The organism is Spongiibacter sp. IMCC21906 (genome assembly GCF_001010805.1).
GTDB lineage: Bacteria > Pseudomonadota > Gammaproteobacteria > Pseudomonadales > Spongiibacteraceae > Spongiibacter.
Genome location: NZ_CP011477.1, coordinates 1,732,737 through 1,757,205, shown reverse-complemented (window position 1 = coordinate 1,757,205; position 24,469 = coordinate 1,732,737). Strand labels below are relative to the sequence as shown.

Below are 24,469 nucleotides of genomic sequence, written 5' to 3'. Positions count from 1 at the left end.
TTGAAGTTAGTGTAGCCTTCTCAACTGGGATAGAGAACCACGACAGGCTGTTTAAGGGCTGTAAGCAGGCTATCCGCCGTTGCTGGCTGAGTCCTTAGCAGGAATAAAACTCATAGCCCGCTCAGTTAAGGCGGTAATGGTCAAACTGGGATTGACGCCCAAATTAGCCCCCAGCATCGAGCCATCACACACATAGGCGTTACGATAGCCAAACAAACGGTTTTCTCTGTCTATGACGCCATTGTTTGCATTCTCGCCCATGGCGCAGCCACCCATGCAGTGGGCTGTGGCCGGCACATTAAACAGAATTTCGGTAATGGTACTGGCCCCTACTCCCCCCATGATATCGGCGCTACGATCGACAAATTCATTGGCCGTGGGAATATAGGTGGGAATTCTATCGCCCTCAGAACAAAGCATTTTTTTAAAGGGGAAATACCAGGGTCGCCGCCAGCGCATATTCAAATAACCATCAATAGTCTGCATACACAGAAAAATAATGGATTGCTGGGCAAAGCCTTTTGGATTCAGGCTTTTGATAAACAAGCTCGGCCGGGTAAATAACAGCTTAAAACAGGTCGCCAGCCATAACAGGATTCGCCCCGGCCCCGGTTTACCGTGAGTTAACGGCGTAAACAACAGCCCCATTAAATCGTGACCCGCACCGTATCGAACTGCTTCGATATGAGTATTATCTTTAAGATAAATGCCCGAACCAATCGCAATGCCTTTGGACATATCCTCGCCACCCGGCATCCTCACTGCCAGCAAAGATTCTGCATTAGTGCGAACCCGGTTGCCCAGCTGGTCGGAAATATGGGGCATCGCGCCAGATTGTTTTAGCTGAAATAACAGCGCCTGGGTCCCCAGGGAGCTACCGGCAAACACCACTTTTTTTGCGGTAAAGCGGCGACGTTTTTTGTTAAACATCGCAAAGGTATCTTCGGTGCTAATATGATAACCGTCGCTGCCATCGCTGCCGTTGAGGGGCTCGACGCGATTGACCCGGGTTTCTTCATAAACCTTGGTGCCCAGTTGCTCCGCCAGATACAAATAGTTTTTATCCAGCGAGTTTTTAGCATTGTATTTACAGCCGGTCATACAGCCGCCGCAGGCAATGCAACTATGACGCTCTGGGCCAGCGCCACCAAAATAAGGGTCTTTGTAGGGTCGCCCACCGCCTTCGTCGCTCTCATCCCCAAAAAAAACGCCCACCGAGGTGCGATAAAAACTCTCTCCAACCCCTTGCGCTGCTGCCATCTTTTGCAAGGCATTATCAGCGGCGCCCAGCCGGCGATTTTCGGTAACGCCTAACATTTTCTTTGCGGTGGCATAGTGGGCTGGCATCACCGCATTCCAGTCGTCCAGCTCTCGCCAACTGCCGTCGTCCCAAACCGACTTGGGCGGCACCAACAAGGTATTGGCATACGTAACCGAGCCGCCGCCAACCGCATTGCCGTGCAGAACCATAACGTGACGAAACACCCGCAAGCTAAAAAAGCCCCGCAGTGCCAAACCGGGACGCCAGAGATACTTCCAGAACCGCCAATTACTGCTGGGTAAACGCTCGGGAGTCCAACGTCTGCCCATTTCCATTACCGCAACGGAGTAGCCTTTCTCTGCCAGCCGCAGCGCAGACACACTACCGCCAAAGCCCGAGCCAATCACGATCACGTCATAGTCGTATTGAATTTTAGAAGCGCTGTTTTGTTTGTTAGGCATATTTACACTGTAAACATTATTTGCTGCACTTTTTAGCATTAACAGCGCACAAAGAAAAGAGGCCTAGGGCACCAATGCCGACAACATGGGTGTCGTGGCCACAAAAAAGCTGGGAGCAAGAAGCCAAACAAGAAGCGGTCAAGGAGGGACGAATACCCACTGACCGCAGTGATGCCATTTTACAAAACCGTCTTACAAACAGCCTGCGCGAATATTGTCACAGCGTTGCCGCTTGCCGCCACGATCCACAAAATTGCGGGCAGACTCAAAATAGAAACTCATTTTGGTCGCGCCATGCTCACCCGCATCGTCGACCAAGCGTGCATCGGCATCGTCATAACCTGCCTCACCGGCCTGTTTTAACCAGCGGTCGAACCAAGCAAGCGAGTAATATTCAATGGCCTCACGCCCCCAGCTGCCCCGACAGGCACCTGTACTGGTGTCTGCACACCAGGATGTTGCCGGTGCTGCCAAAAATAAGCTGAAGTCAAAATGCGTGGTGCCTTGAAAGCTAATCACATAAATTGCTTGATCCGCCGCCGTCCACACATCAAACACCTGTTTGTGGCCCTGAGGGTCTGGCGGCGTTAAATAGGTAATAGGAGCAACGGCGTAATCTGCCGCAAAACTGAGTGCTGGCACATTGGCATTAAATGCCGGTGCCTCCGCTTGAATACCAGCATCAATCACAATCTGAGTCAGCTCATTGCTCAGCCCTAGATTGCTCGCCGGGGCAAAGCCTTCAACATCGGGGGTGACCAGACTGTCGAGGGCCACAGCGACCTTAACGGGGTTTTCTGTGGTTTGCGTGCCCGGCCAAGGCGCAGCCCCCTCGCCACCATAACCTTGTACCACAGACACGCCGATGGCGCCCAAGGAGTGACCGGCAATACCCAAGCGGTTCGGATCCAGGTTTTCATAAAAAGGGTTGTGGTTATTGCTTATCGTTGGGTAGCTATCCGCGCAGTTTTGGTCGTGAATATACGGCTGCTCAGGTGAGGATAATATAAAATCTATGGCATCGACCTGTCCCTCCCAAAACACTTTGCCGTTTAAATTGCTGCCCTGCTGAAAGCTGGGTGTTTGAAAATCAGACATGCCCTGCCCCCGAGCATCGAAGGTCATCACCATGTAACCTCCCCGCACCAAACGCTGAGCAAGCCACCAATAAGCCGTTTCCGTCGCTTGGAACGAGCCCGGTGTAATCACCACCGCTGGCAAGCGACCTTCATCAGCATTTCTGGGCATCCATACCCGTCCCGACAGCCGAGCGCAATCACGGTCATAAAACACAACGGGCTGAACATGGGCTTCATTTTCATAAAACCCGGCGCCATCCGGCCCATCTGCCTCGGGATAGCGAAAGGGATCGCCAACACAATGCAGATCCCAGCTGGCACACACCGGCGTCACTGGAGTATTCCCCGACAATGGCGACAACCAACTTGGATCATCAAGTGCTCGCTGGGTAAAATTAGCGAGGTTGGTCACCATCTGTTCGGCAACGCGAACGCCAAAAGCCACATCCAGCTGCTCGGTGGTCGCCTCCAGAGTACGGGCATAGTTACCCACTTCGCAGTTTGTTAAGGCCAACGACGGGAATGTCGCTTCATCGCAGCTTGTGTCGAGATTTTCTGGCGTTGTTGGCGTCACGCTCACGGCGTTATCAACACCGCCTCCCGACCCACCACTACTGCCACCACCACAGCCAATCATAGTACTGGCCAACACACTGGCAAAAATACGTTTTGGGAGTGCTCTCACAAATCGACCTCTTCCGTTTTTATTATCTTAAGCAGCGCTAAACCCTTTGTCGTAAAAAGAGTAAAACCCTCTCGGCATTATTGTTAGTAAAGTAGCAATAAACTGTAGCTAGAAGATTGCGTTAGTTCTCAAATAAAAACAGCCCCGCAACATCGGAGATATTACGGGGCTGTAGCAAACTAAGCGCTAGGGCTAATTACTTCTCGGTTAAACCCAGCGACGCTTCCAACTCTTCAAGACACTCCCCGGTGTATACCGCAATTCGCTGCATGCTCGGTAAGGCCTCCCGACAAGCGGTAAAACCCACACCGTAGTAACCGGCATAGCTCAAAAAGGTAATATTAAGAGCTTGGCCATCCATAATTGCCGAGATAGGAAAGAAGGCCTCCAGCTTGGCTCCATACATATAATAGGGCTTATCCGGACCGGGAACATTTGAAATAACAATGTTATGCACCGGTCTGAACCGTCCCGCCATTTGCAGGCCCAGCTGCGCCATATACGGTCCCATAATGGCAGCACCAAACATCTCCCGGCTGCCTTTATCCGGCAAGCCGTGCAGGCGATCTTTGGCCAGCAACGTGGAGTGGTGAATTTCCTGCAACCGCTCCTCATGGTCTTCAATATCGGTATAAAGTTTAGCCAACATAAAGGTGATGGCGTTACCGACTTGTTCATTGTCGCGAACCGAAACCGGCACCCCCGTGGTCATGGTTTTTGTGGGAAGCTGATCGTTTTCGATTAGATAGCGACGCAGACCTCCCGCGCAAATACACAACACCACATCGTTCATCGACACGCTGGCCGCTTTGGCTATTTTCTTTAATCGTTCTACCGCATAGAGCTGAGTTGCCACCCGACGAGCGGGCCCCAGACGCACATTTAACGGTGTCATCGGCGCTGAGAATGGCGCTGCATTATAAGGGTTTGAGTTTAAATAGGCGTCGCCCAACGCCCCCATCAATTTATCGACACGGGGGATTTTCTTAAAACTGATTTTCTTTTTAGCGGGCTCTTCTGGCGCGGGAGCACTCTTGCGCGGTGCCACCTCCCACCAAGCGGGCAGGTCATTCGCCGTTGGTGACGGCGACAAAAACCGCTCTAACATACGGATGGCGCCCATGCCGTCAATTTGAGAATGGTGCAATTTCAAAAACACCGCAAAGCGCCCGCGCTCCAGGCCTTCAATAACATGCATTTCCCAGAGCGGTCGCTTTTTATCGAGGGGATTGGAATGCAGTCGCGATGCCAGAATACCTAACTCTTTTTCGCCGCCGGGCTTGGGCAATGCCGAATGACGCAGGTGATAGTCCAAGTCAATTTGATCGGCGGTTAAAACCTCCCAATCTGGCAAAATCCCCGGCTTAAGACGTAAATTAAACGGCTCAGCAAATTTTACGCTCTTGCGCCATTGCTCCACCAAGCTGGACAAAAAGTCTTCTTTCGCATTTTTGGGTAAATACCACGTTGTCAGCATACTGACTTGGGCATTACTCCGCGTTGTATCGGTAAGTAAAAAGCCAGCATCGGCGAGTTTCATCATACGGCACCCTCTCTTTCTTTATAGTTATCAGCGATTCCTTATCTCGGAACCCGAGTACATCATAGCGAACTTCTGAGCACAGTAGTTCGCAAGCTATATATTAATGGCACAGAATAAGTAATTAGTGCAAAAAAAATGTTTTAGATCAATAGCGCGGCTAAAGGCCTTATCAGAACCTTGACGACACATAGAGCAGTGATCTGCGTTATTTCGACGAAAATGAGGACACAACGGGAGTTTTACCATCAATGACAAAAATAACGCAGCTACCGTAATTACCGGCCTTTGGGTCACGCAAAACGAGGGCTGCTGTCAGTAAAGATGAGCTTGAGGAGGTAGCAACATCGCGGCTTGCAGCCGTTTATTGATGACTGGCTTATCGCTGAGTGGGCGCAGCTTAATGGGTAGTGTATGTAATACCCTTTAGAATTTCTCGCCTGCTTTGCAGCGGCAGTCGTTTAAAAAAACAAGCAACCGCCACGCATATTGCAGACAACGTGGCTGAAAACGTAGAAATATTACAGATAAGTTTGGGCCTTACCCGTTGCAGCAGCGCGTTCAATCGCATCGATCATCCGGTGCCGCAGCACGGCATCGTCAAAACTAGGAAGCTGCTGCGATCCCTCCCGATCCAGGGATAGCCGGGAATAGGCTCGACCCACACTGGCTGAGGGGCCATCTGGCAATAAGCCAGCCACGGGATCGTAAGATGTTGGCACCGGCAATTCGGCCAAGGGCGCATCGCCTTGGCTGCCAAAGAGACGTAGCGGCAACATTTGGATATGGCCACCATCTGCCCGAATCACCAGGTCACCTTCGGTACCGTTAATCTCCCATAAAAAATGGGTAGATCGGGACATGCCACCCCGAAAATGCACCGACGCCACCGCGCCATTTTGCAAAATGCCCTGTAATGCCAGCTGATCTGCCACATCGCTGGGAATCATCTCACCGGTTTCTAGCAATTTGACCTGCTTGCGCCGGGTAGCCGTCGTCGCCGACAGCTGGGTAAATTCGCCAAGGGTAAAACAGAACGCATCCATGGTGTGGGCAAAAGGGATCGTCATCATCGACGCGCCGGTTTTCTTATCCAGCAGATAGCGATAGCAATCCATAACCTCTGCCCCCCAGTTCATAGCATCGGCCACAATGCTGGATGACAACACCTCACCGACATAACCTTCGGCGATCAATGCTTTGACGTAATTAATTACAGGCGAAGACCGGGCCTGCAAGCCCACGGCGTTGTACACGCCTTTGTTCTTGGCCATCTCGGCCATAGCTTCGGCCTCTTCAAGACCATTACCCAACGGCCATTCACAATACACCGCTTTACCCGCTGCTATTGCTGCGCTAACCAGCTCGTAGTGATAAGGGACTTTGACTGTCACCGCCACTACGTCCACCTCCGGACGGTTCACCAAATCCATATGATTATCAAAAGCTAAATCCACCTTAAAAGCTTTAGCGGCGGCGTCGGCTGATTCCTTACGACTGGTGGAAAGCGCCACAAACTCAAACTGGTCCAGTGCCGACAATGCGGGAATATGAGCATCTGTTGCCCAGCCTCGTTGCGGGCTGGCACCAATGATCCCCACCCCAATTTTTTTCGTCATAACGTTATCCGGTTTTGCTTTAAATGAATGTACCGCAGAGCAGCAGAAGGCGCATCGCCAAGCACATTTTATGGGCGACGCGCTCTTTCAAGCCTAGTCCTAACACAGCACTGCACTGGCGTGGGTCGTGTCCAAATATTCTTTAACTTGGCGAATTTTACCGTTCTTCACCACAATCAAAAAATGGTAGAGGTTATTGTAGACCTTACCATTAACCACGGCATACGACTCTGCCTCCATCGCCACTCGGTCACCCTCAACCGTCCACGCAGAGGGCGTCATGGTGATACCATCCTCACAGCTGTCAGCCACACCGTAAAGCAGCTCAGCAAACTCGGCCTTGTTGCGGTTACCCGCCAATGGAAAGTTTGCTTTGTCACCGGCAATCCACCAGGTAAATTCTTGATCATCCAAATGATCTAACGCCTGGTCATATTTAGCTGTTGAAAAAGCCTGCCAAAAGCTCGCTACAATGGCTTTGTTTTGCTCTGCGCTCATTACTTTGTCCTCTATTAGATTTATTTTTCTTAAGTGTCAAATCAGGCGAGCTGCAACACCTGTCCATCATCAACGGGAATAACCGCACCATTAATAAAAGAGGAGGCATTACTCGCCAACAGCAAAACAACCCCGGACAACTCTTCAACTTGTCCTACTCGTTTGGATGGCAGACGAGCAATTTCTTCTTTACCCTGATCTGTCTCAAAGTACTCCGCCACCATTTCTGTCAAAAAATAACCTGGTGCAATCGCATTGCAACGGATGCCGGTATTAAATAAATCGGCGGCAATCTGTTTAGTCAACTGATTAACAGCGGCTTTAATACTGCCGTAGCAAGGCACGTTTTTAAGGACCTGCATCCCCGTGACTGAGGTGATATTAATAATAGAACCGGGTTTGCCTGCATCCAACAAGCGCTTGGAAAACTCCCGACACATACGCATCGTGCCGGTGAAGTTAACGTTAATCAGATTGGTCCAAGCCTCATCATCAATTCCCGGAAAGGGTGCAAAATCCAATTGCGCCGCCGCGTTAACCAACACATCTACGCTGCCAAATTTTTCTTGGGCTTCATCAAACACCGTCGTCACACTGTCGGTACTGGCAATATCCAGACTTAAACCAATAGCCTCGCCACCGGATTCACGGATACTGGCGGCCACACTCTCAACCATTTCCAAGCGGCGTGCAGCGCAAATCACCCTGGCACCCGCAGCAGATAAAGTTTTAGCAATTTGACGTCCCATGCCGGTACCCGCGCCGGTCACCAACGCTGTACGGCCTTCAAGGGAAAACATTGTTGTAATATCAGTCATATTCTATTTCTCCAATTTTTTATTCGAATTTATTCGCAGTTACGGCGCACAACAGAGCGTGCCCGATCTCGTAAAATGTCTTGACGTTGTTCCGCGCTCACTCGCGGTGTTGAAGCAGGTAATTCTTTTTCAAGGTCTGAAAACTTCACGCGTTTAATTGTGGGCACTGGCGTGGAGTCCGCTTTGTAATATCGAATGGATATCAAACCCCGATCTTGTCCACCTGCATCTAACCAGTTCGCCACACCCGGATCACGGTGACTGATAACGGCACGGAAAACACCGTCTTCGCCGACTTCTGCTTGATGACCATTGAGAGAAGTTTGACGAAGATGATAATCCCGCGCCTCCCAGAAATGACTGCAAAGTTGAGTGCTCCAGTACTCGGCCTTTGGTAGTGTCACCTCCATGATCAGCGCTTCATCTTCGGCGCATTGGTAGGTGCCTTTGCCATAACGCAGGTCTTCCCAACCAAAATTAATAGAATCAAAAATCAATTTGTCTTCAGGGGCTTCGTGATAGCTTTGATAAACTTGAGCAAACCGCTCTGGCAAATATTGCAACCAATCCACAAACAGCTGACAGCGATCAGCAATATCTTTTTCTGTTAAAGCTGGTGGCGGAAAAGTGGCCCCTACCCGCTCAATAGTGACATCGGCAGGACGCTCGGTATTCCAATCGTAGTAGTACTGACGAAAAATAATATTGCCGTCACCTTCAGGCAGTTTCACCCAGTTACCCGGTTGAGGCTCGCGGCTAAGAACAATATCAATTTGATTATCGTCACCAATCTCAAAGTCAGATTTGCGATCAATGGTTTCCCACTGGGCGATATGAGCAAAATGCCCTTGGCGAGTTTCTATATCGAACAAACGCGCGGTGCCGCGATCGCCTTTAATGTGATAAACATTGTCGCCATGCACCGGCGCCCAAATGTAATAGCAGTCGGTGGCAGGTAAGCCGTAGTGAATACGGGTAGACAGAAAATGTAAAAATTGTGGGTAATCCGCAGAGGACGAATCCAAGGACATGGGCAGCGCCCCGGCAATCAGCCGAGTCAGATAGCGCACACCTTCTGCACGGGTAAGGTCATCTTTAATTAAAGGGTCGCTCCAGACAATGGACTGCATGGCACCAATGGCACGGCTTATTTCCTGCCAGATTTTAGGATCAGAAAAACCCAGGCCACTCAGCTGTGGGGCTTCAGAAAGACTCATTCAAACACTCCTTGATATTCTTATTTCGAGAGAAAACGCCGATTGTATTTAGCAAAACGCTGATCAATAGCCGCCAATGACAGACCGTATTGCTCAGCCGTGTAGCTGTAACTGCCCCAGTGTTTATCTGGGCGGCGCTGCTCATATTCTTTAAAAGCGGCGACAGCCTCGGGCGTAAGACTGCGGTCGGCTTTTTTATAAACCCGACCAATAACCTCAATCACATCAGCAACGGTGTCTTCAAACTGCACATGTAAAATACGGTCTTCTGGCAAGTCATCCACCGCGGCCATATAGCGGTCCATCTGGTCAGCCCAGTAATCAAACATATCCTGACCAATTTCTAAGGGGTCGACGGTGTCGCTGCCAATCTTGCGGGCTTCTTCGATCAAAGAAGCAAAGGAAGGAATCACTTTGCGCGGGTCACGGTGACAATGTACCAACACGGCATCGGGGAAGGTGTTTAACAGGGTCGGTAAATCTCCCAGATGAACGGGGGATTTCATAATCCAAGGACGGCCCCGGCTGCCGCCATCCTGCCACTGCAAGTATTGCAGCATCGAATACAACATGTCGTAGGTCGGCGTGGGGTCGCAATCAGACATATACTGATAAAAAGACGGCACCCGAGAAAATAGCCAAGAGATCATGCAATCAAAGGACATATCCATGATGTGCAACTCTTCATCTGGCTCCAGTGCCTCCATAGGATGGCGGGCCATCCAGCCGGGGAAATTCGTTGACAGCGCGTCTTCCACCATCAATGCCGCTTCTTTGCGCGCTTTGGGATTACCCGGTTCCTCGTCGGGAAAGGGCGCAGGAAAAATCGTGCGCCAAAACTCCAAGCGCTGCACGTGGGGATCACTGGACATAACCCGCTGCAGCTTAGAGGTCCCCGTACGCGGCAAGCCGAGAATAATAATCGGCGCTTCAATTTTCTCGTCCAGAATCTCTGGGTGTCTTTTGAGATCAGCTTGGTAACGAAGACGATTACACAACAAGCGGATAAATCCGCCGTAAACCATCTGTTTCCCAACCTCATTTAAATTGGCTTCTTTTGGTAATGCCTCAGTCAATACCGTCAGGCCTTTTAAAAAGCCCATATCCCCAAAATCCTGCAATCCGGTTTCTGCTTTTGCCGCGGCAAGCAAGCCTTCTACAGTGGTGGGCATTTCGGGTACAGCGGCGGATGCCTGGTTGTCCTGCATGATAAAAATCTCTTATTGAAGTTTTTATTAATATAACGATCAGGCTCTAAGGTAAAAAATCACGGCAGGTATCTGAAGAACAGAAAAGGACGAAACTAGACTAAAGGTGACAATATAACGCCACTTGTCACAAGACGGCCGATCTGCCCCCGGAAGTTTTCGGGGGGCATTAAGGTGAGAACGTTGATTTATCGGGGCTTTCGAGATCGGGCGGCATCAGCAACCATTTGGGTGGGACGGCGGCCAGTCCAGCGACTGAAAGCGCGTGAAAAGGCCGTGTAATCCGAAAACCCCAACCGTTCTGCAACACCCGCCAAGTCCATATCGCCTCGGCTTATATAGTCGAAGGCCAGCTCCTCTCTAAGCTGATTAAGGACAGAAAGATAGGTTACCCCTTCTTCCTTCAGGCGCCGCAACAAGGTGCGCTGGGTCATATGCAATGCTTCAGCGGTTAGCTGTTTAGAGGGAGGGCCTTCTGCCAACTGGGCGATGAGTGCGTCTCTCACGCGAACAGTAAAACGCCCTGCCATGCGCGCATCCAGGTCTTCGTTGGCCGCTTCATCAAGCAAGGTCGCCAAACGTTCGTCAGCCGCCAATATTCGGGTGTCGAGATCTGACTTTTTAAAGCAGATACTGTCTTGGGCCTGCGAAAAATGCACCTTGCACTGAAAGAACTCGGCAAAACCTGGCGACAGCTCATTGCCGGTATAGCGCAGCGTGACATCAACCGGCACAATATTGTCCTGACTTATCCAGCGCAGCAGAGACAACACACTGGCCAGCACCGTATCGTAAGACTGATAAACAGGTGGTCGCTTACCCATATCGAAAAAAAACTGTAATCGCAGCGTCTCACCACTATCAATCAGCGTTGCCGTGGCGGCATCAGATAACAGTCGGCAATATCGACTCAGACGCTGCAAAGCTCTATGCAAGCTCATGCTGCAACTCATTGCCTGCCCCACCACATGAAAGCTCGACGGCCTCACCTGTTTGGCTACTGCCAATCCAAACGAAGGATCTGCAGCCTGCTTGCGGGCATAAATCCAAAGGCGATTAACATCCGACTGGCTATAACGAAACGCGCCGTTAAGGAGTAAATCGGGATTGATTCCCGACTCAATCACCGCCCGCTCAAGAGGCACACCATAGCTTTCAAGGGCTCGCAAAATAGTATGCACCCACCCTGATAGCACCCCGGTCTTGGCATTGCGCCAAGCCTGCACCCGGCTTGAATCACTTGTTACGATATCGCTCACAAATAATATTGCCTTAACTGGCCCCTCGATTACTGCACTTTACCCTATCCCACGGCCAAGCAATTTCAAGGCATATAACGGATAGCAAAGAATAAGCCTGCAGGTATACAATGCATAAGATAATTATTTATATTTGCAGGGCTCACCATTGCCTTACACCGCCTTGTACACAAACCAAGGCGCATGAGTCACTGCTAACAGCGAAACCGACTTTACACTCAAACAAGGGATCAACCCAGAATTTCAAGCCTGAGTCCTATGGCCAAGCTTGCGATAACACCGTCAATAAAATCAGGCGGTGTAGACAACAACGATAAACATAACTCTAAGGAGATGCTCTGTGGAAGCAACGAATAACGATATCCTGTTTCGTAAATCAATGACCTTTTGTGCCTGGTCGGGATTTATGGCAATTTTCTTTTTTATTATTGGCGGCATGTTACTCGGGGGAATGCTCCCGCCACTACTCCACGCCAACGACAGTCCTGACATGTTTGTCAGCAAGGTCACCGAGCACCTGTTCTCTATTCGAATAGGTTCGGTCTTTCTAATGATTTCCTTTGCATTGTTCGGCCCCTTTGGTGCAGGCATCGCTGCCCAGACCCGCCGGGTAGAGTCACGTCCGGTGTTCTCTTATGTGCAATTGATGTTTACCGCCTGCGGCACCATGGTAGCCTTGCTGGTGGCGTTTACATGGGCGCTAATGGTCTTCCGCCCCACTGAATACCATCCCAGCACAGTACAGATGTTTGCGGACTTCGCCTACTTTCTAGCCGTGTTTTCGGTACCCGTATTTGGTGGTTGGTGTGCGATTATTGCAATGTCTATTCTGTTTTCTGAAGAAGGCAAAGAACCCTTCCCTCGTTGGGTTGCCTACATCAACCTTTGGGCCGTCTTATTGTTTGCCCCCGGCCAAATGGTGTTGTTTTTCAAAGATGGCCCCTTCTCTTGGCACGGCATTGTTGCCCTGTGGATTCCTTTTGTGGCTTTCTTTCTTTGGATTCTGATTATGTCTGTTGAAATGCTGAAGGCCGCTAAAAAAGCAGACTAAATAGCAGGCTTGATATAGGTTTGTGAGGGGATAGCCCCCTGCAAACCTGTGTTGACTCAAGTCATGCCAAACTCAAAGGGGTTTGGCTGCTCAGCTGTTATACGATCAGATAACATAACCAAGGGTACTTGATGAACGACTCCACCCAATTCAATAAGCACGACGCAAACATCCCAGAAGCCACCCCCCATACAAAACCTCGGATTCCCGGCGAGCTGGGCATTTGGTTTTTTATTGCTGGGGACCTGATGATTTTCGCCGTTTTCTTTATTTTGATTGCTTTAGGTCAACGGGAACAAACCGAGATATTCGCCCAATCCCGCCTGCAACTCGATTTATGGGTCGGCATTACCAACACCCTATTACTGTTAACCGGCTCATGGTTTGTCGCACTGGGCGTAGAAAAAGCCAAAACCGGCGGCAGCCCCCAATTAAGCCGTTATTTTTCACTGGCAATTCTCTGCGGCTTCGGCTTTATTGCCAATAAAAGCATGGAATGGGGCGGCAAAATCAGTGCGGGGCTATCCCCCATGACGAATGACTTTTACATGTATTTTTTTATGTTTACCGGAATCCATTTATTGCATGTTCTGGTCGGTATAGCGGTACTGTTTGTTATTCGTGGCGCCAGTAAACGCAAGCCCCTCACCACAAAAGATGTGCGCACTATAGAGAGTGGCGCGCTGTTCTGGCATTTAGTCGACCTGCTATGGATCGCCCTATTTGCCCTCCTCTACCTGCTTTAATGAGCTAATAAAAATGTCGATTCTTTCTTTTAGCCAACAACTTTTCAAGCAACACAAAGCCCTTCATATCGCCTGGTTGATACTGATTATTGCCACATTGATTGGGTGGTGGCTGGGCAATACCGGTCACAACGTCAGCGGTGGCCTGCCATTGGCCACGGCCGGGGTGATTATTACCGCCTTTGTTAAAGTGTGGGTAGTCGGTTTTCAGTTTATGGAGTTACGCTGCGCGCCGCGCTGGCTGCGCCACGGCTTTGATCTTTGGGCAGTTGTCATGTGCAGCGTGTTAATTGTGATTTGCACTGGAGCTTGATTTTATTCTATCGCTGGCTGAGTTTGATTAATCACTGCTGACTTGCAGTGTCTTTGGCTCAACATGCTCATCGTCGCTCTGCCAGCTAATCCGCAAATCAATGCGATGACGGGACTCATCCTGAGTGGCGGTGAGCTTTAAATTTAACAGTCCCTCCGGCAACATCACTATTTTCCCCTCCTCGTCACTAAACTGCAGTTTGCCCTTGCCCAGCCCCTTGCTAATCGCTTTTAAAAATTCTTGAATCGACTTGCTGTCTTGCAAAGACTCATGACGAAAACTGGCTTTAGCCTGATGCATAATATCCTTATTCCTCAATCCCGATTTCGGGTATTAACTGCAGATAGCGCGATGGAGAAAACACCTTTACGGCTGGATAATCATTGCTTATTCCAATCACCCGCCCCTGGGGATCAATGATGGTGGCGCCAACTCCAATCCCCGTCAGACCTTCTTTAATTCGGGAATTACGGTCCATGGTGATATCCCCTTCTACATGTAACATGCCATGCCTAAGCATCAAACGCTGGCCATCTAAACGATTGCGGTGGCCATGCACAACCACATGAATCCCTTCACGATACGCACAGCTTACCGATTCAGTCGAGAGAGGCATATCCACATCGCGATATTTGGTACGCATGGTATTGGCTACTGCGCCATAATAAAAATCGAATAAATTGTGTTTGATCTGCTTGCGATACAGTTTGTTGAGCTTTTTTACGCCATCAGATTGGATCAGCTCAATTACCCGATCGTCCACCCCTGCGTGAATAAATAAAAATGAGCCACTGCGATAGCTCAGTTCCATTTTTTTAAAAAACCAGAAGAATTCACCACCCGGTTTTAAAAACAGCTGCTGACAACGCTTAGCCGTAGCGTACAGCTCTCGCATCCCCATGCCCGCGTCGGCAAACGCTCGCTCACAGCCCGCTATCTTTTTACGCATGCGCGCCAATTCGCGCTGCAGCGTCTCTTCGGGCATACGGCCTTGCGCAGACGCGGCAAACTCTTCCGCCCAATTAGCCGACGGAAACAAGCGCTGCCGACACTCTTCACTTGAAGGGATATTTCGTAGGGCCTGTTTTTTACCCTGCAGATATTCCTGATAGATTTCGAGGAGTAGCGGCACGACTTTGGGCGACATACGCACAAACATATGCTCGGTATCGCAATGTTTCGGCAGACTCATTGCCCTTAAGCCCACAAGCAAGCGAACATCGTGATTGCCAGCCAGTAGCTTGACCTTTGCTCCGCAGTCCATCAGTGATTTTACACTCCGCAACAGGGCCAAATTGCTTGGTCCCTTGTCCAGACAATCACCGCCAATAATAAATTTGGCTTTGCGCCCCAATGCGGTCAGTACAAAACCATGGCGGCGATGCAGGCGAACACCGCCGGAAGCAAGAAGAGACTCCCGAAACGCCTCGGCATCGGCGTGGGCATCAGAAATAAAAATAATCGGTTTTTTCGGCCAGCGCCAAGAACCTTCTGCAACTGATTTTTCCAGGGTTTCACGCAACAGGCTGCGGCGCTTTATTAATTTCACCGGATCACTGCCGCTGCCAAGCTCCCAAGGCTCTTGGGCCAATCCCAAACGTCCCGTTAGGGCATCGTTGATCTCAGTAGTTTGAGAAAATTCTGGTGTGGCGGAAATGGCCATGCTGCTCGCAGTCCTCATCGTTTGCCTACCGTTATATTGCAACGCTGTGACATTTCAATGAATCATAAGGGCCTGTTAACACTAATTGGATTATTACTGCTGGCGGTCATTTTTGCCCCCAGCCCTGCGGGTTGAGGCTAAAAAAGCGCCACTCTGTGTTGCTCGTCGTTTATTTGGAATAACCAAACTGCTCTCCTCGCGCCGAGATTGGCGCTTTTTTAGCCTCAATAGAGACAATCCAATTAGTGTTAACAGGCCCTAAATTAAGCGCTAGTCCAGTAACAACGTGGTCTTATCTCTGCGCTTCCAATCACCACCAATATGCCGCCACTGGCCACTGGCCACCAGCTCAATATAAACAGGCCTGGCGTGATGCATACTGTATTTCGCAATATCTTCAAAACTCAGCACACCCAGCAGATAGGCGGCATGGCGAAATGCCGCGCCGTGGCCGACAAATATCTTAAGTTGATCTTTGCTGTAGTCATCAATTTGCGTGGCACTACTACGAATATGCTCGGCAACCCGCTCGCCCGCTGCCATTAAAGATTCCGCCCCCACCAGCGGCAAACGAAAATAGCTATCGGACTTCCAGTTTTCCGGGAGGGTTGCCACTCGCGGGTCATCGCCGATCAAGCTGTTAATTTCCGTCAAACTTAAATTGGCGGCACTGCCCACACTGCGCTCACACAGGCTGTCAAAACTGGTGACGTCAACGTGTTTATTCAGATTGTGTTGAATACTGCGTTGATAGCACTGAGCTGTTTGCCACGCCCTAAGTAGGGTCGAGCTATCAATATTGCTGTTGATATTCCAGTCGTTTTTAGCGGCCACGGCAACAAGCTCATTGGCGGCTTCACTTGCCTGTTGCTGCCCTTTTTCCGTTAGCGGATAAGGCTGATGGGCACTGGGGGTATTCTCACGTTGGTGATAATCACCATGACGAACCAGAGCGGCAATTATTCGTGGCATAGTGCTTCTGCTGCTAATTGCTCACGAATAAGCGTTACGCCCTTTTCTATATCGACTTTTCCACTCAATTCCCAAACTTGCGTATTTTCTAATAAGCGCAAATACGGAGCATCATTCACGTCAATTGCATCTTGCAAAAAACCGCCCTGGGCATCTTGATAGAAGGGACCGGGGGCTTTTTTTATCGCCGCCAATAGTTCTTGTCGAGATGAGATATCGACAGATTGGATCGCCGTTGGCTGCGGGCTCTCATGCTGCCAGTTTAAAATAATTACCGCTAATAAATCAGTCGAGGCCAAAATACGATCTGCGCCATAAACACGATCAACCGGCACATCATATTTATGCTCAAGGTCCCACAGCTCAGAAAATGCCAACGCCTCAAATTGCTGTCGATCTTTTTCGTGCATTAATTCCCGCAAACGAGGATTGTTCAACAAGGTACCGGGATTAACCCGTGGCATTTTAGGAATACCTAATGCGTGCACGCCATCTGCCTGTTGTTTAAGAAACAGGCGATCATTGCTAATAAACTGACTGTTCGGGCTATCAAGTAGTTTCAGCATCAAGGTGGACTTGCCGCCGCCCGAAAATCCCGCCAAAGCCAAACCGACACCATTCACCTTTGCCGCCGCAGCGTGGCAAATCACATAGCCTTGATGTTGAAAACGATTCATCAACTGCGAGTTGATAAAGTTAATAACTTGATTGCTATTGGCTAAACAAGGCCCTGCAGCCAGCAGGTAGTTCTCGTTCTGCAAAAACACCATGCCAGTACGGACTTTACGAAGTAGCCTTCCATCACTTAGCTCAATATAACTGTCTTTTTTACCTTGCTTGCCCGGTTCGCGACGCCAATCCTGAAAATCGAAGGCTAAGTTGGGGGCATCGCATTCCACCGCCATCACATCTATTTGTTTACCCGGTGCATTTACGCTGGCCGCCCCAGGAGGAGCCAGGCAGTGGCTAAAATAGTCCGCCAGATTATCAAGCAAGGCATTGGAGTTACTGCGAACACAGACTCTAATCCCAGCCCACTCCACGTTCAGCGCTGGGGTTTGCACCACAAGCCCATCGCTGAACTGTTGGTATATATCGCAGCTATTCACACTCATAAAACACTACTCATCGAAAAAGGCGCTTAATTGCGTAATCACTATAGAGCGCTGCCGCATCAATACCGGCACCTTCTAAGGCACCACGAAAGCCACCAAAGGCCGATACCTCAAACACCACAGGCCCCGACTCCGTTTCGGCTACATCAACCGTGGTAAAATCCAAATCAAAAGCCGCTTGAGCCCGCTGCGCAATGGCGATGGTTTCTGCAGGAGGATTAGACGATTCATAACGGCCACCACTATTGATCGTGGTATTCCAACTATCACTTTGATTTACTCGCGCATAGCTGCCCAAGTATTCGCCGCCCAAAAACACCATGCCCAAATCACGTCCCGGCAAGGCAATTTTACGCTGTATATACATTACTGGGTTTGCGCTCTGAAAGGCCTTTAGCTCGGTCAGCAGCTCGTCTTCCGTTTGGCTGCCGTCGATAAGGCACATGCCCCGGGCTTTGGTGGAAAACAACGGTTTGCACACCGCTTGAGAAAAATCCCGTATCGTTGCCATCGCCTCATCAATATCTTCTGTCACTACCGTATCCGGCATCGGAATATCATGCTGACGCAGCGTTACGGTGCAACTCAATCGATTGATCAGCCCCAGCATACTCATGGCCGGGCTGAATACCTTAACCCCACAAGCCTCGACAAAACGCAGCATTTCAAGTCTGTTTAACGTATCGGGACTGTACTGGGCACTGATTTTTTTCACCACAATGCCATCCAGCTCGCATAAATTAACGCCGCGATACATCAATGCCTTCCCGCTTAAATCCAGACTGGCCTCTGCCATATCCACAATCAACCGAAACCCCGTTCGCGCTTGCAGTGCATCCGCCAGTACTTCGGTAGACCATTTTCCCGGTATACCCACAACGGCTATTTTTAACTCAGGCAATGAATATCTCCTTAACAGGCACTTTAAAGGATGAAGCTTTATTGCTTGGCGTGCTGAGTACCCGTTCAATCAAATAACAGGATCGCAAATACATGCGCCTGGCCTGAGACTTATCGAGGGTAAACCGGGTAGACGTGATAAACGATCGCGCCAATCCCAACGCCAAACGCAATTCAAAACTGTCGTCACCTTGCTTGGCAGCAAATTGCCGGGCCGCTTCGCAAAACGCCCTCGCCACCGCCATAATTCGCTTTCTCACCTCGTGGTCAAGAATTTGTAAGCGGTAGTTTGAAACCATAAATACCGACACATCCTGCACATAGTCCATATAACGGGAACGGTGCAGGTCAATAAAGTTGATTCGCTGTTCAGCGGGGTCGTAAATAATATTATCCACATTAAAATCGCCGTGGATATACACCGAAAACGGCGCTTTTAGCTGCGCCTCATAACTGGCAGCTTTGCTCAGCAAATCAGCAAATGGCGGGGGTTTCAGCCCACAAATATCGCTTTTTCCGCGATTAAACTCCGGATGGATTTTATAGATTTCTGGCAGTCGTTTGGCGGTTTGAGCCATAAACCCCGCCATAACCGGCTTGTTGTTGCGGGTCTCCTGCCATACCGACTGCAAGGTGTCGTGTAAGTGCGCCAGACAGTCGGCAAGCTGACGTTTATTGCCGTTAAGCACAATTTGCTCAAAGGTGAGTCCGGGCAAATGCTCAATGAGCAAAGCCGCTGACTGACCGCGTTTTTTATAACTTAAAATGCGTGGCGCCAAACCGGGGTAGATCTCATGCCAACTCTCTACTCCCTGACGCTCTTCCTTCAGCTTACGCTTTTGTCCTTCTTTAAAAATGGCAACCGTTTCTCTCGACTTGCCAGACCCAGCATGCACACCAGAAATCGCGCTGCCAGAACGGGTTTCGGCAATGGGTGCCACTTTTAACTGACCTCGCAGCACCTCGGTCTCAAGATGCTCCACCGACTCCTGCAAGGCATGGTAGCGTTCAAAATTAACGGGCTGACCAATATTGGCAGAGATAATCGTCTCACTGATGTTGCGCAGTGCATATCCCATCTGTTCAACGTTATGGGCTATAAACAAGGCGGTTGCCAGACTTTCTGTCTGCTTGCTCTTGGCTTTTAAGGCGGCAATATAATGTTTGTATAGCTTGTGATAAGCGCGATCTATCTGGGATTCCAACTGGCCTATCTTCAGTGCCTGACGACTATCGCTATCTCTTGCGGCAGCGCCAATCATGCCAATCCCTTCCCGGATCAATGCCAGCAAAGCGGGATAAGCCTCTGCATGTATCAGTTCAAGGTTGTCTAAATAGCTGATTTGCTTAACGCTCTCCCGACATAACTCCGCGATGCGCTCAAGATCAGTGGCGATAAACTCGGCACCACGCAAACTCATAATGCTGGCATCGCCCTTTTTCAGCTGGGAAAGTTGCTGCAGGCTGGCGTTGTGAATGCGGATTTTTAAATTGTAGGCATAACCGCCCCGGTCGAGAATACGACGCCCCTGAATAGCCACCCCACCTTGAAAGCAGGCTTCAAGACTTTCCAGCAGCGAATCCACCTCAATACAGAGAAAACGCAAATTATCGCGAATATTTTTAGGCAGTTTCATGCTTGGTCATCGTTAAGGCATTCTCAGTGATACATGCAAATACCAGTTTATTTGCAGAATAAGGCTTATTAAGCAGATTACATCCGCACAGAAAGAATACTGACATTCCTCTAGCCATTGACGAAACCGTCACAATTGACCCGTAGGATAGCGGGCATTCTGAAGCATCAGACCCAGCTTGTCTGTTACAGAAATACGACAAGTCCTCCATTACCACTATCAAACAGATATAAATTTGTATTTATGAGTAGCATCAGAGTAAGCCGCAGCGTTGATATTCCCGACCCTTTACGCATTAGTCGTTATCGTAAAATCCCAGAGCTCGGCCCAAGAATTTTATTTTTCAGTGGCGGATCCGCTCTAAACGGCTTATGTAAAACACTAAAGAATTACACCCATAATTCGATTCATTTAGTCACGCCCTTTGATTCGGGCGGTAGCTCCGCAGAGTTACGCAAAGCATTTAATATGCCATCCATCGGTGATTTGCGCAGTCGCCTTATGGCTCTAGCCGACGAAACCGTGCTCGGTCACCCCGAAATTATCGCTCTGTTTAATCACCGCTTTGAAAAAAATGCCTCTCAAATCCTATTGCGGCAAGAGCTTGAAGCCTTAATAAGCGGCAAATCACCACTCATCAGTGATATAGCGAACCCCATGCGTCAGTTGATCTGCAATCAGCTGGGTTATTTTTTTGCGGTCATGCCAAAGCATTTTGACCTGCGTGGCGCCAGCATCGGCAACCTTATTCTCACTGGCGGCTATTTAAACAATCACCGCCACCTGGACCCCATCATCTTTTTATTTTCTAAGCTGGTGAATGCCCAAGGCACCGTTCGTGCCATTGTCAACAAAGACCTGCACTTAGGCGCAGAGCTTGAAGATGGCAGCGAGCTTATTGGCCAGCACCTGTTAACCGGTAAAGAAGTGCCCCCGCTGAACTCAGCCATAGATCAGATTTTTCTCTCCGAGAAAATAGGTAAAAAATCGCCCGCGTCCACCGCCTTACGAAAGAAAAACCGCAAGCTGATCGATTCAGCCGAGTTAATCTGCTACCCCCCTGGCAGCTTTTATTCATCGTTATTAGTCAACTTAATGCCAAAAGGCGTTGGTAGAGCCATCGCCGACAATGACTGCCCGAAGGTCTACATTCCCAACCTAGGGAGCGACCCCGAACAATTCAATATGGATTTGGCCAGTTCAGTAGAACGCCTGCTCGCCCAATTGCATATGGACTGCGATACCAACACCAGCAACAAAAAACTCCTTAACTTTGTGTTGCTGGACAGTCGCAATGGCAACTATCCCTCAAAGCTCTCTGCGGAAGTGCTGAAATCTTTAGGCGTGACCTTAATCGATACCCGACTGGTCAGTAAGCGCAGCGCGCCTTATTACGATAATGAATTATTAGTGTCGGCACTAATGTCACTGACCTGAAAGAAGCTTATAACCATGTATAGCAAGATAAAAGCATTAAAACACCATTGCGTGATCCACTAAGCAACGGCCGTCTCGATAAACAAACACCGCCTCAGCAACAAATTCATCCTCAGATTTAGACATGAACTGTTTCCAGACCACGGCGACAGAATCCTGACGCCGAAAAAGTGCGACGAATTGCCGTGCTTGAAAAAAGCCAATGCGTTTTTGATATTCACTACACATTTCTTCGAGGCGCTCGGGCGTAACAATAGATTTCATACGCTCGGTAAAGTCTTGGGTATGCTTTGAATGATTAATTTCTGTAGACCCTTGCATGAGCCTATCCATGATTGGATTAACCACGGCAAGAATATCTTCATCTGACAGTGTTTTAAAATTCATAAGCAACTTTAGGAGAAAAATTAAGTGTCAAATAGCGCTTATTTAATCATGTGTTGCAGCTAAATCACATTGCCAAAAGCTCAAGCTATAAGGTGACAACGTGCCCGTAAATGGGGCAGGATCAAAATGTGCTAACTCCACCGTGCCTCCTTTAAAACGCAGCTTTTTACCGTTTAGCCTCACCCGACGGCTGGCCAGTTTTTTTGCTGTCATTTCGTAGCCGCCACGAATAGATTCCTGCAAAACCGAAGGCAGATCAAGCTCTACCGCATGGGCAGCAAGATTAATCAGTAACAGGGTTTTACCTTCACCCTCTTTGGCTGAATGCAGATAACAGCGAATATGGGGCGAGCTGCTGTCGATGGCATAAACCTGCGTGCCCATCAGCTGTCCCCACAACCAGCTCACCCAATAGTCTGGCCGGGGTTTTAGGGTAAGCCGTACAATCATGCCGTAATCACCGCCAATGAGTGACTGTCTGACCATGACCTTTTGGCCTAAACGGGCCCCCATGCCCAGCTGATCGGCCCACCAAAAACTGGACACCCAACGGTCCGATAATTCGGGCTGACCGCCGCATTGAGCCGAGCCTGTCTCCCCGGTCCAAACCTCTGCTTGCGCTTGAAAACGATCCCGCAGGGCACTCAGCCGTTTGCCATACAAGCGAAAATACTCAAAGGATTTAGGGTCCAGCAAATGATGCAAGCGCGCCTTGCGGGTCCGTACCGGACTGCGATCACTTTGAAAGGGATAGTAATGCCAATCCACAATATCCAGCTTGAAATCAAGATTGGCTAAAAACCGAGGTGTAATATTGCTGATGGGGCGGACGGTTTCCCCCAGCTTGGGCCAAAAAGCACTGCCCGGCCCGGAAATTTTTGAATTGGGAAAATCCCGCTTCACCACTTTGTAAAACTGGTTGTAATCCCGAGCCAGATTGATCGCCCGAGGCTGAGACATCAACCCATGAAACGCCCAATACGCGTTAAGCTCGTTGCCCAACTCAAATACATCGATGTGATAGCCCTGCGCCTTGCTGTAATCCAATAGTTTCAACAATTCGCTGCCTTGCCAGCGGCCATGATGCTCGCGTTTAAACAGCCCATATTTACAGGTAAAAATCAGTTTTAAATCATTGCGCTGTAAAAAAGCATGCAGTTCATCCCACTGCTGCCGGGTTAATACCAGCGCATCCGCATCGCCATTGGGGTTATCAAAATAATGGATTTTATCCGCTTCAGAACCGCCGATGCGCAAATAGGCCGGTCCCAATAACTTAACTAAGCGATCCAGTTTTTCAGAATTCAGTTTTAAGGGCGGAATGCGCAAGGTTCCTAAACCCCGCCGACTATCGGTGCTGCCCTCCCACCAAAAGCCCCCCGCTAACACCGAAATATCTACCGAAAATGACAGATAGCGTGGATTAATTTCGGCAACAGGCTCAGCCCCCAGCAAACTTAAACGGGCGGTATCAGCGGGCTTGGGTTTATTGTTTTTAAATGCCAACAGCGACCGATAAAGCTGAAGCCCTTTGCTTGCCAGCCTGCTGAGTAAGGTATTGAGCAATTCATTAAACTTAATAAAAAGGCTCCTCTGGCGGAAGACCGTCAGTAACAATAGAGGAATCAGACATTGGCTCAGCGTTGTGCCAAATAATGGCCCCCCGTACCCCTATCACCTTTGCCGCCAAACGATGGCCCGCATCCAAGGAGGCCGCCAATGATGCGCCGGCATAACGGGCATGCAGATACGCGGCATTAAAGGCATCTCCGGCACCGGTGGTATCCACCACTGCGCCGCGATACCTTGAGGATCGCAGCACCTGCTCATGGCCTGTACTCACCATTGCCTTGGCGGCGGGGAGTTTTAACACCACCTCCGCAACACCGAGTGAGTGATAGAAATCAATAATCGTCTCAGGCTCGCTAAGGTCCCATAACAGGGTGTCGTCATCTAAGGTGGGAAACACCACATCACAGTAGCCGAGAATTTTTTGATAAAAGTCTCTGGCAAGATTTAAATCTGGCCACAACCGTGGCCGAAAATTGGGATCAAATACCAGCGTCTTTTGCTGCCGTTGCACGCTGTCAATCAAGGCCCAAAAGCCCTGTTCCGAATCCTGCCCCATCACCGCCATGCTGATACCAGAGAGATAAAACACATCAGCCTTGCCCACAGCCCGACAAATCCGCTGCACTTTTTCAGGGGTCATTAACAACTGCCGCGCCGCGCTATGGCGTCGCCAGTAATAAAACTCCCGTTCGCCCTCGGCATTATTTTCAATTAAATACAGTCCCGGTAATGCGCCGTCACTGCGGATACACCCATTCATGCACACAGATTCTGACTCAGCCAGCGCGATGATTTGATCGCTGAACTTGTCACTGCCCAGCTCAGTGAGATAGCTGACCTTAAGGCCCTGCCGCGCTAAATAAACCGCGGTGTTAAAGGTATCGCCAGCATAGGCCAGCTCAAAGCCACCCGAGCCAGCTCTCTGCGGCGAGAACTGCGGCGAGAACTCCAGCATGACTTCGCCCATGGCGATGATGTTTGGAAGTGAGGTCATTCGCTGCCTTTTTAAGAATTCACACTGAATAGCTGCG

The 24,469-nt window shown here is 49.7% G+C and carries 22 protein-coding genes; 4 read left to right on the top strand and 18 right to left on the bottom strand.

Annotated features, from left to right (window positions below; all coding sequences use genetic code 11):
• Positions 1 to 69: 69 nt before the first annotated feature.
• From IMCC21906_RS08025 to IMCC21906_RS07985, 9 genes are all read right to left on the bottom strand, one after another.
• The gene (locus IMCC21906_RS08025; protein WP_047013254.1) at positions 70 to 1,722 is read right to left on the bottom strand and encodes a GMC family oxidoreductase; all 1,653 of its coding nucleotides are present in this window, start codon (positions 1,720 to 1,722) and stop codon (positions 70 to 72) included.
• Between the two features lie 192 nt (positions 1,723 to 1,914).
• Positions 1,915 to 3,486, bottom strand: a complete 1,572-nt coding sequence (locus IMCC21906_RS08020) for an alpha/beta fold hydrolase (RefSeq protein WP_047011735.1) — start codon at positions 3,484 to 3,486, stop codon at positions 1,915 to 1,917.
• Between the two features lie 196 nt (positions 3,487 to 3,682).
• Positions 3,683 to 5,029, bottom strand: coding sequence for a wax ester/triacylglycerol synthase family O-acyltransferase (locus tag IMCC21906_RS08015; RefSeq protein WP_047011734.1), 1,347 nt, complete (start codon positions 5,027 to 5,029; stop codon positions 3,683 to 3,685).
• Positions 5,030 to 5,547: 518 nt separating this feature from the next.
• Positions 5,548 to 6,645, bottom strand: a complete 1,098-nt coding sequence (locus IMCC21906_RS08010) for a Gfo/Idh/MocA family protein (protein WP_047011733.1) — start codon at positions 6,643 to 6,645, stop codon at positions 5,548 to 5,550.
• A 99-nt stretch (positions 6,646 to 6,744) separates the two neighbouring features.
• Complete coding sequence (locus IMCC21906_RS08005) at positions 6,745 to 7,143, bottom strand: nuclear transport factor 2 family protein (protein ID WP_047011732.1); 399 nt, start codon at positions 7,141 to 7,143, stop codon at positions 6,745 to 6,747.
• A gap of 41 nt (positions 7,144 to 7,184) precedes the next feature.
• Positions 7,185 to 7,961, bottom strand: a complete 777-nt coding sequence (locus tag IMCC21906_RS08000) for an SDR family NAD(P)-dependent oxidoreductase (protein WP_047011731.1) — start codon at positions 7,959 to 7,961, stop codon at positions 7,185 to 7,187.
• Between the two features lie 29 nt (positions 7,962 to 7,990).
• Positions 7,991 to 9,178 carry a DUF1214 domain-containing protein gene (locus tag IMCC21906_RS07995; RefSeq protein WP_047011730.1) on the bottom strand — a complete coding sequence of 396 codons (1,188 nt, stop codon included), beginning with the start codon at positions 9,176 to 9,178 and terminating at the stop codon, positions 7,991 to 7,993.
• 20 nt (positions 9,179 to 9,198) lie between these two features.
• Positions 9,199 to 10,386, bottom strand: a complete 1,188-nt coding sequence (locus tag IMCC21906_RS07990; RefSeq protein ID WP_047011729.1) for a sulfotransferase — start codon at positions 10,384 to 10,386, stop codon at positions 9,199 to 9,201.
• A 188-nt stretch (positions 10,387 to 10,574) separates the two neighbouring features.
• Positions 10,575 to 11,645 carry an AraC family transcriptional regulator gene (locus IMCC21906_RS07985; protein ID WP_047011728.1) on the bottom strand — a complete coding sequence of 357 codons (1,071 nt, stop codon included), beginning with the start codon at positions 11,643 to 11,645 and terminating at the stop codon, positions 10,575 to 10,577.
• A gap of 340 nt (positions 11,646 to 11,985) precedes the next feature.
• On the opposite strand from IMCC21906_RS07985, the gene IMCC21906_RS07980 reads away from it, so the two are divergent.
• The 3 genes from IMCC21906_RS07980 (at position 11,986) to IMCC21906_RS07970 (ending at position 13,755) form a co-directional block, all read left to right on the top strand.
• Positions 11,986 to 12,696: a hypothetical protein gene (locus IMCC21906_RS07980; RefSeq protein WP_047011727.1), complete on the top strand. Its 711-nt coding sequence runs from the start codon at positions 11,986 to 11,988 to the stop codon at positions 12,694 to 12,696.
• 131 nt (positions 12,697 to 12,827) lie between these two features.
• Positions 12,828 to 13,442 (top strand): cytochrome c oxidase subunit 3, encoded by a 615-nt coding sequence (locus IMCC21906_RS07975; protein ID WP_052763440.1) that lies wholly within the window; start codon positions 12,828 to 12,830, stop codon positions 13,440 to 13,442.
• A gap of 13 nt (positions 13,443 to 13,455) precedes the next feature.
• Positions 13,456 to 13,755, top strand: coding sequence for a cytochrome C oxidase subunit IV family protein (locus IMCC21906_RS07970; RefSeq protein ID WP_052763439.1), 300 nt, complete (start codon positions 13,456 to 13,458; stop codon positions 13,753 to 13,755).
• 27 nt (positions 13,756 to 13,782) lie between these two features.
• Here IMCC21906_RS07970 and IMCC21906_RS07965 read toward each other — a convergent pair whose 3' ends face one another.
• The 6 genes from IMCC21906_RS07965 to IMCC21906_RS07940 form a co-directional block, all read right to left on the bottom strand.
• Positions 13,783 to 14,055 carry an amphi-Trp domain-containing protein gene (locus tag IMCC21906_RS07965; RefSeq protein ID WP_047011726.1) on the bottom strand — a complete coding sequence of 91 codons (273 nt, stop codon included), beginning with the start codon at positions 14,053 to 14,055 and terminating at the stop codon, positions 13,783 to 13,785.
• Between the two features lie 7 nt (positions 14,056 to 14,062).
• Positions 14,063 to 15,418, bottom strand: coding sequence for a metallophosphoesterase family protein (locus IMCC21906_RS07960; RefSeq protein ID WP_052763438.1), 1,356 nt, complete (start codon positions 15,416 to 15,418; stop codon positions 14,063 to 14,065).
• 270 nt (positions 15,419 to 15,688) lie between these two features.
• Entirely contained in the window at positions 15,689 to 16,390 is a 702-nt protein-coding gene (locus IMCC21906_RS07955; RefSeq protein WP_047011724.1) for a histidine phosphatase family protein, read from the bottom strand.
• Positions 16,378 to 17,505, bottom strand: coding sequence for an HprK-related kinase B (locus IMCC21906_RS07950; protein WP_047011723.1), 1,128 nt, complete (start codon positions 17,503 to 17,505; stop codon positions 16,378 to 16,380). Before IMCC21906_RS07950 ends, IMCC21906_RS07955 begins: the two co-directional genes overlap by 13 nt.
• Before the next feature lie 10 nt (positions 17,506 to 17,515).
• Positions 17,516 to 18,406 (bottom strand): GAK system ATP-grasp enzyme, encoded by an 891-nt coding sequence (locus tag IMCC21906_RS07945; RefSeq protein WP_047011722.1) that lies wholly within the window; start codon positions 18,404 to 18,406, stop codon positions 17,516 to 17,518.
• Positions 18,399 to 20,042, bottom strand: coding sequence for a phosphotransferase (locus IMCC21906_RS07940; protein ID WP_047011721.1), 1,644 nt, complete (start codon positions 20,040 to 20,042; stop codon positions 18,399 to 18,401). The genes IMCC21906_RS07945 and IMCC21906_RS07940 overlap by 8 nt, the downstream gene beginning before the upstream one ends.
• A 243-nt stretch (positions 20,043 to 20,285) precedes the next feature.
• Here IMCC21906_RS07940 and IMCC21906_RS07935 point away from each other — a divergent pair, with 243 nt between their 5' ends.
• The gene (locus IMCC21906_RS07935; protein WP_047011720.1) at positions 20,286 to 21,479 is read left to right on the top strand and encodes a GAK system CofD-like protein; all 1,194 of its coding nucleotides are present in this window, start codon (positions 20,286 to 20,288) and stop codon (positions 21,477 to 21,479) included.
• Positions 21,480 to 21,515: 36 nt separating this feature from the next.
• Here IMCC21906_RS07935 and IMCC21906_RS07930 read toward each other — a convergent pair whose 3' ends face one another.
• Genes IMCC21906_RS07930 through IMCC21906_RS07920 form a run of 3 tightly spaced genes read right to left on the bottom strand, consistent with a single transcriptional unit; the run spans position 21,516 to position 24,432 of the window.
• Positions 21,516 to 21,866, bottom strand: coding sequence for a hypothetical protein (locus tag IMCC21906_RS07930; RefSeq protein ID WP_047011719.1), 351 nt, complete (start codon positions 21,864 to 21,866; stop codon positions 21,516 to 21,518).
• 42 nt (positions 21,867 to 21,908) lie between these two features.
• Complete coding sequence (locus tag IMCC21906_RS07925) at positions 21,909 to 23,432, bottom strand: glycoside hydrolase (protein ID WP_231580336.1); 1,524 nt, start codon at positions 23,430 to 23,432, stop codon at positions 21,909 to 21,911.
• A 10-nt stretch (positions 23,433 to 23,442) separates the two neighbouring features.
• Positions 23,443 to 24,432, bottom strand: a complete 990-nt coding sequence (locus IMCC21906_RS07920; RefSeq protein ID WP_047011718.1) for a sugar kinase — start codon at positions 24,430 to 24,432, stop codon at positions 23,443 to 23,445.
• Positions 24,433 to 24,469: the final 37 nt, after the last annotated feature.

What these genes read in the sequence shown, in the direction of transcription:
- IMCC21906_RS08025 (WP_047013254.1), bottom strand. Translation starts at nt 1,722, where the DNA reads ATGCCTAACAAACAAAACAGCGCTTCTAAAATTCAATACGACTATGAC.
- IMCC21906_RS08015 (WP_047011734.1), bottom strand. Translation starts at nt 5,029, where the DNA reads ATGATGAAACTCGCCGATGCTGGCTTTTTACTTACCGATACAACGCGG.
- IMCC21906_RS08010 (WP_047011733.1), bottom strand. Translation starts at nt 6,645, where the DNA reads ATGACGAAAAAAATTGGGGTGGGGATCATTGGTGCCAGCCCGCAACGA.
- IMCC21906_RS08005 (WP_047011732.1), bottom strand. Translation starts at nt 7,143, where the DNA reads ATGAGCGCAGAGCAAAACAAAGCCATTGTAGCGAGCTTTTGGCAGGCT.
- IMCC21906_RS08000 (WP_047011731.1), bottom strand. Translation starts at nt 7,961, where the DNA reads ATGACTGATATTACAACAATGTTTTCCCTTGAAGGCCGTACAGCGTTG.
- IMCC21906_RS07995 (WP_047011730.1), bottom strand. Translation starts at nt 9,178, where the DNA reads ATGAGTCTTTCTGAAGCCCCACAGCTGAGTGGCCTGGGTTTTTCTGAT.
- IMCC21906_RS07990 (WP_047011729.1), bottom strand. Translation starts at nt 10,386, where the DNA reads ATGCAGGACAACCAGGCATCCGCCGCTGTACCCGAAATGCCCACCACT.
- IMCC21906_RS07975 (WP_052763440.1), top strand. Translation starts at nt 12,828, where the DNA reads ATGAACGACTCCACCCAATTCAATAAGCACGACGCAAACATCCCAGAA.
- IMCC21906_RS07970 (WP_052763439.1), top strand. Translation starts at nt 13,456, where the DNA reads ATGTCGATTCTTTCTTTTAGCCAACAACTTTTCAAGCAACACAAAGCC.
- IMCC21906_RS07965 (WP_047011726.1), bottom strand. Translation starts at nt 14,055, where the DNA reads ATGCATCAGGCTAAAGCCAGTTTTCGTCATGAGTCTTTGCAAGACAGC.
- IMCC21906_RS07960 (WP_052763438.1), bottom strand. Translation starts at nt 15,418, where the DNA reads ATGGCCATTTCCGCCACACCAGAATTTTCTCAAACTACTGAGATCAAC.
- IMCC21906_RS07955 (WP_047011724.1), bottom strand. Translation starts at nt 16,390, where the DNA reads ATGCCACGAATAATTGCCGCTCTGGTTCGTCATGGTGATTATCACCAA.
- IMCC21906_RS07950 (WP_047011723.1), bottom strand. Translation starts at nt 17,505, where the DNA reads ATGAGTGTGAATAGCTGCGATATATACCAACAGTTCAGCGATGGGCTT.
- IMCC21906_RS07940 (WP_047011721.1), bottom strand. Translation starts at nt 20,042, where the DNA reads ATGAAACTGCCTAAAAATATTCGCGATAATTTGCGTTTTCTCTGTATT.
- IMCC21906_RS07935 (WP_047011720.1), top strand. Translation starts at nt 20,286, where the DNA reads ATGAGTAGCATCAGAGTAAGCCGCAGCGTTGATATTCCCGACCCTTTA.
- IMCC21906_RS07930 (WP_047011719.1), bottom strand. Translation starts at nt 21,866, where the DNA reads ATGAATTTTAAAACACTGTCAGATGAAGATATTCTTGCCGTGGTTAAT.
- IMCC21906_RS07920 (WP_047011718.1), bottom strand. Translation starts at nt 24,432, where the DNA reads ATGACCTCACTTCCAAACATCATCGCCATGGGCGAAGTCATGCTGGAG.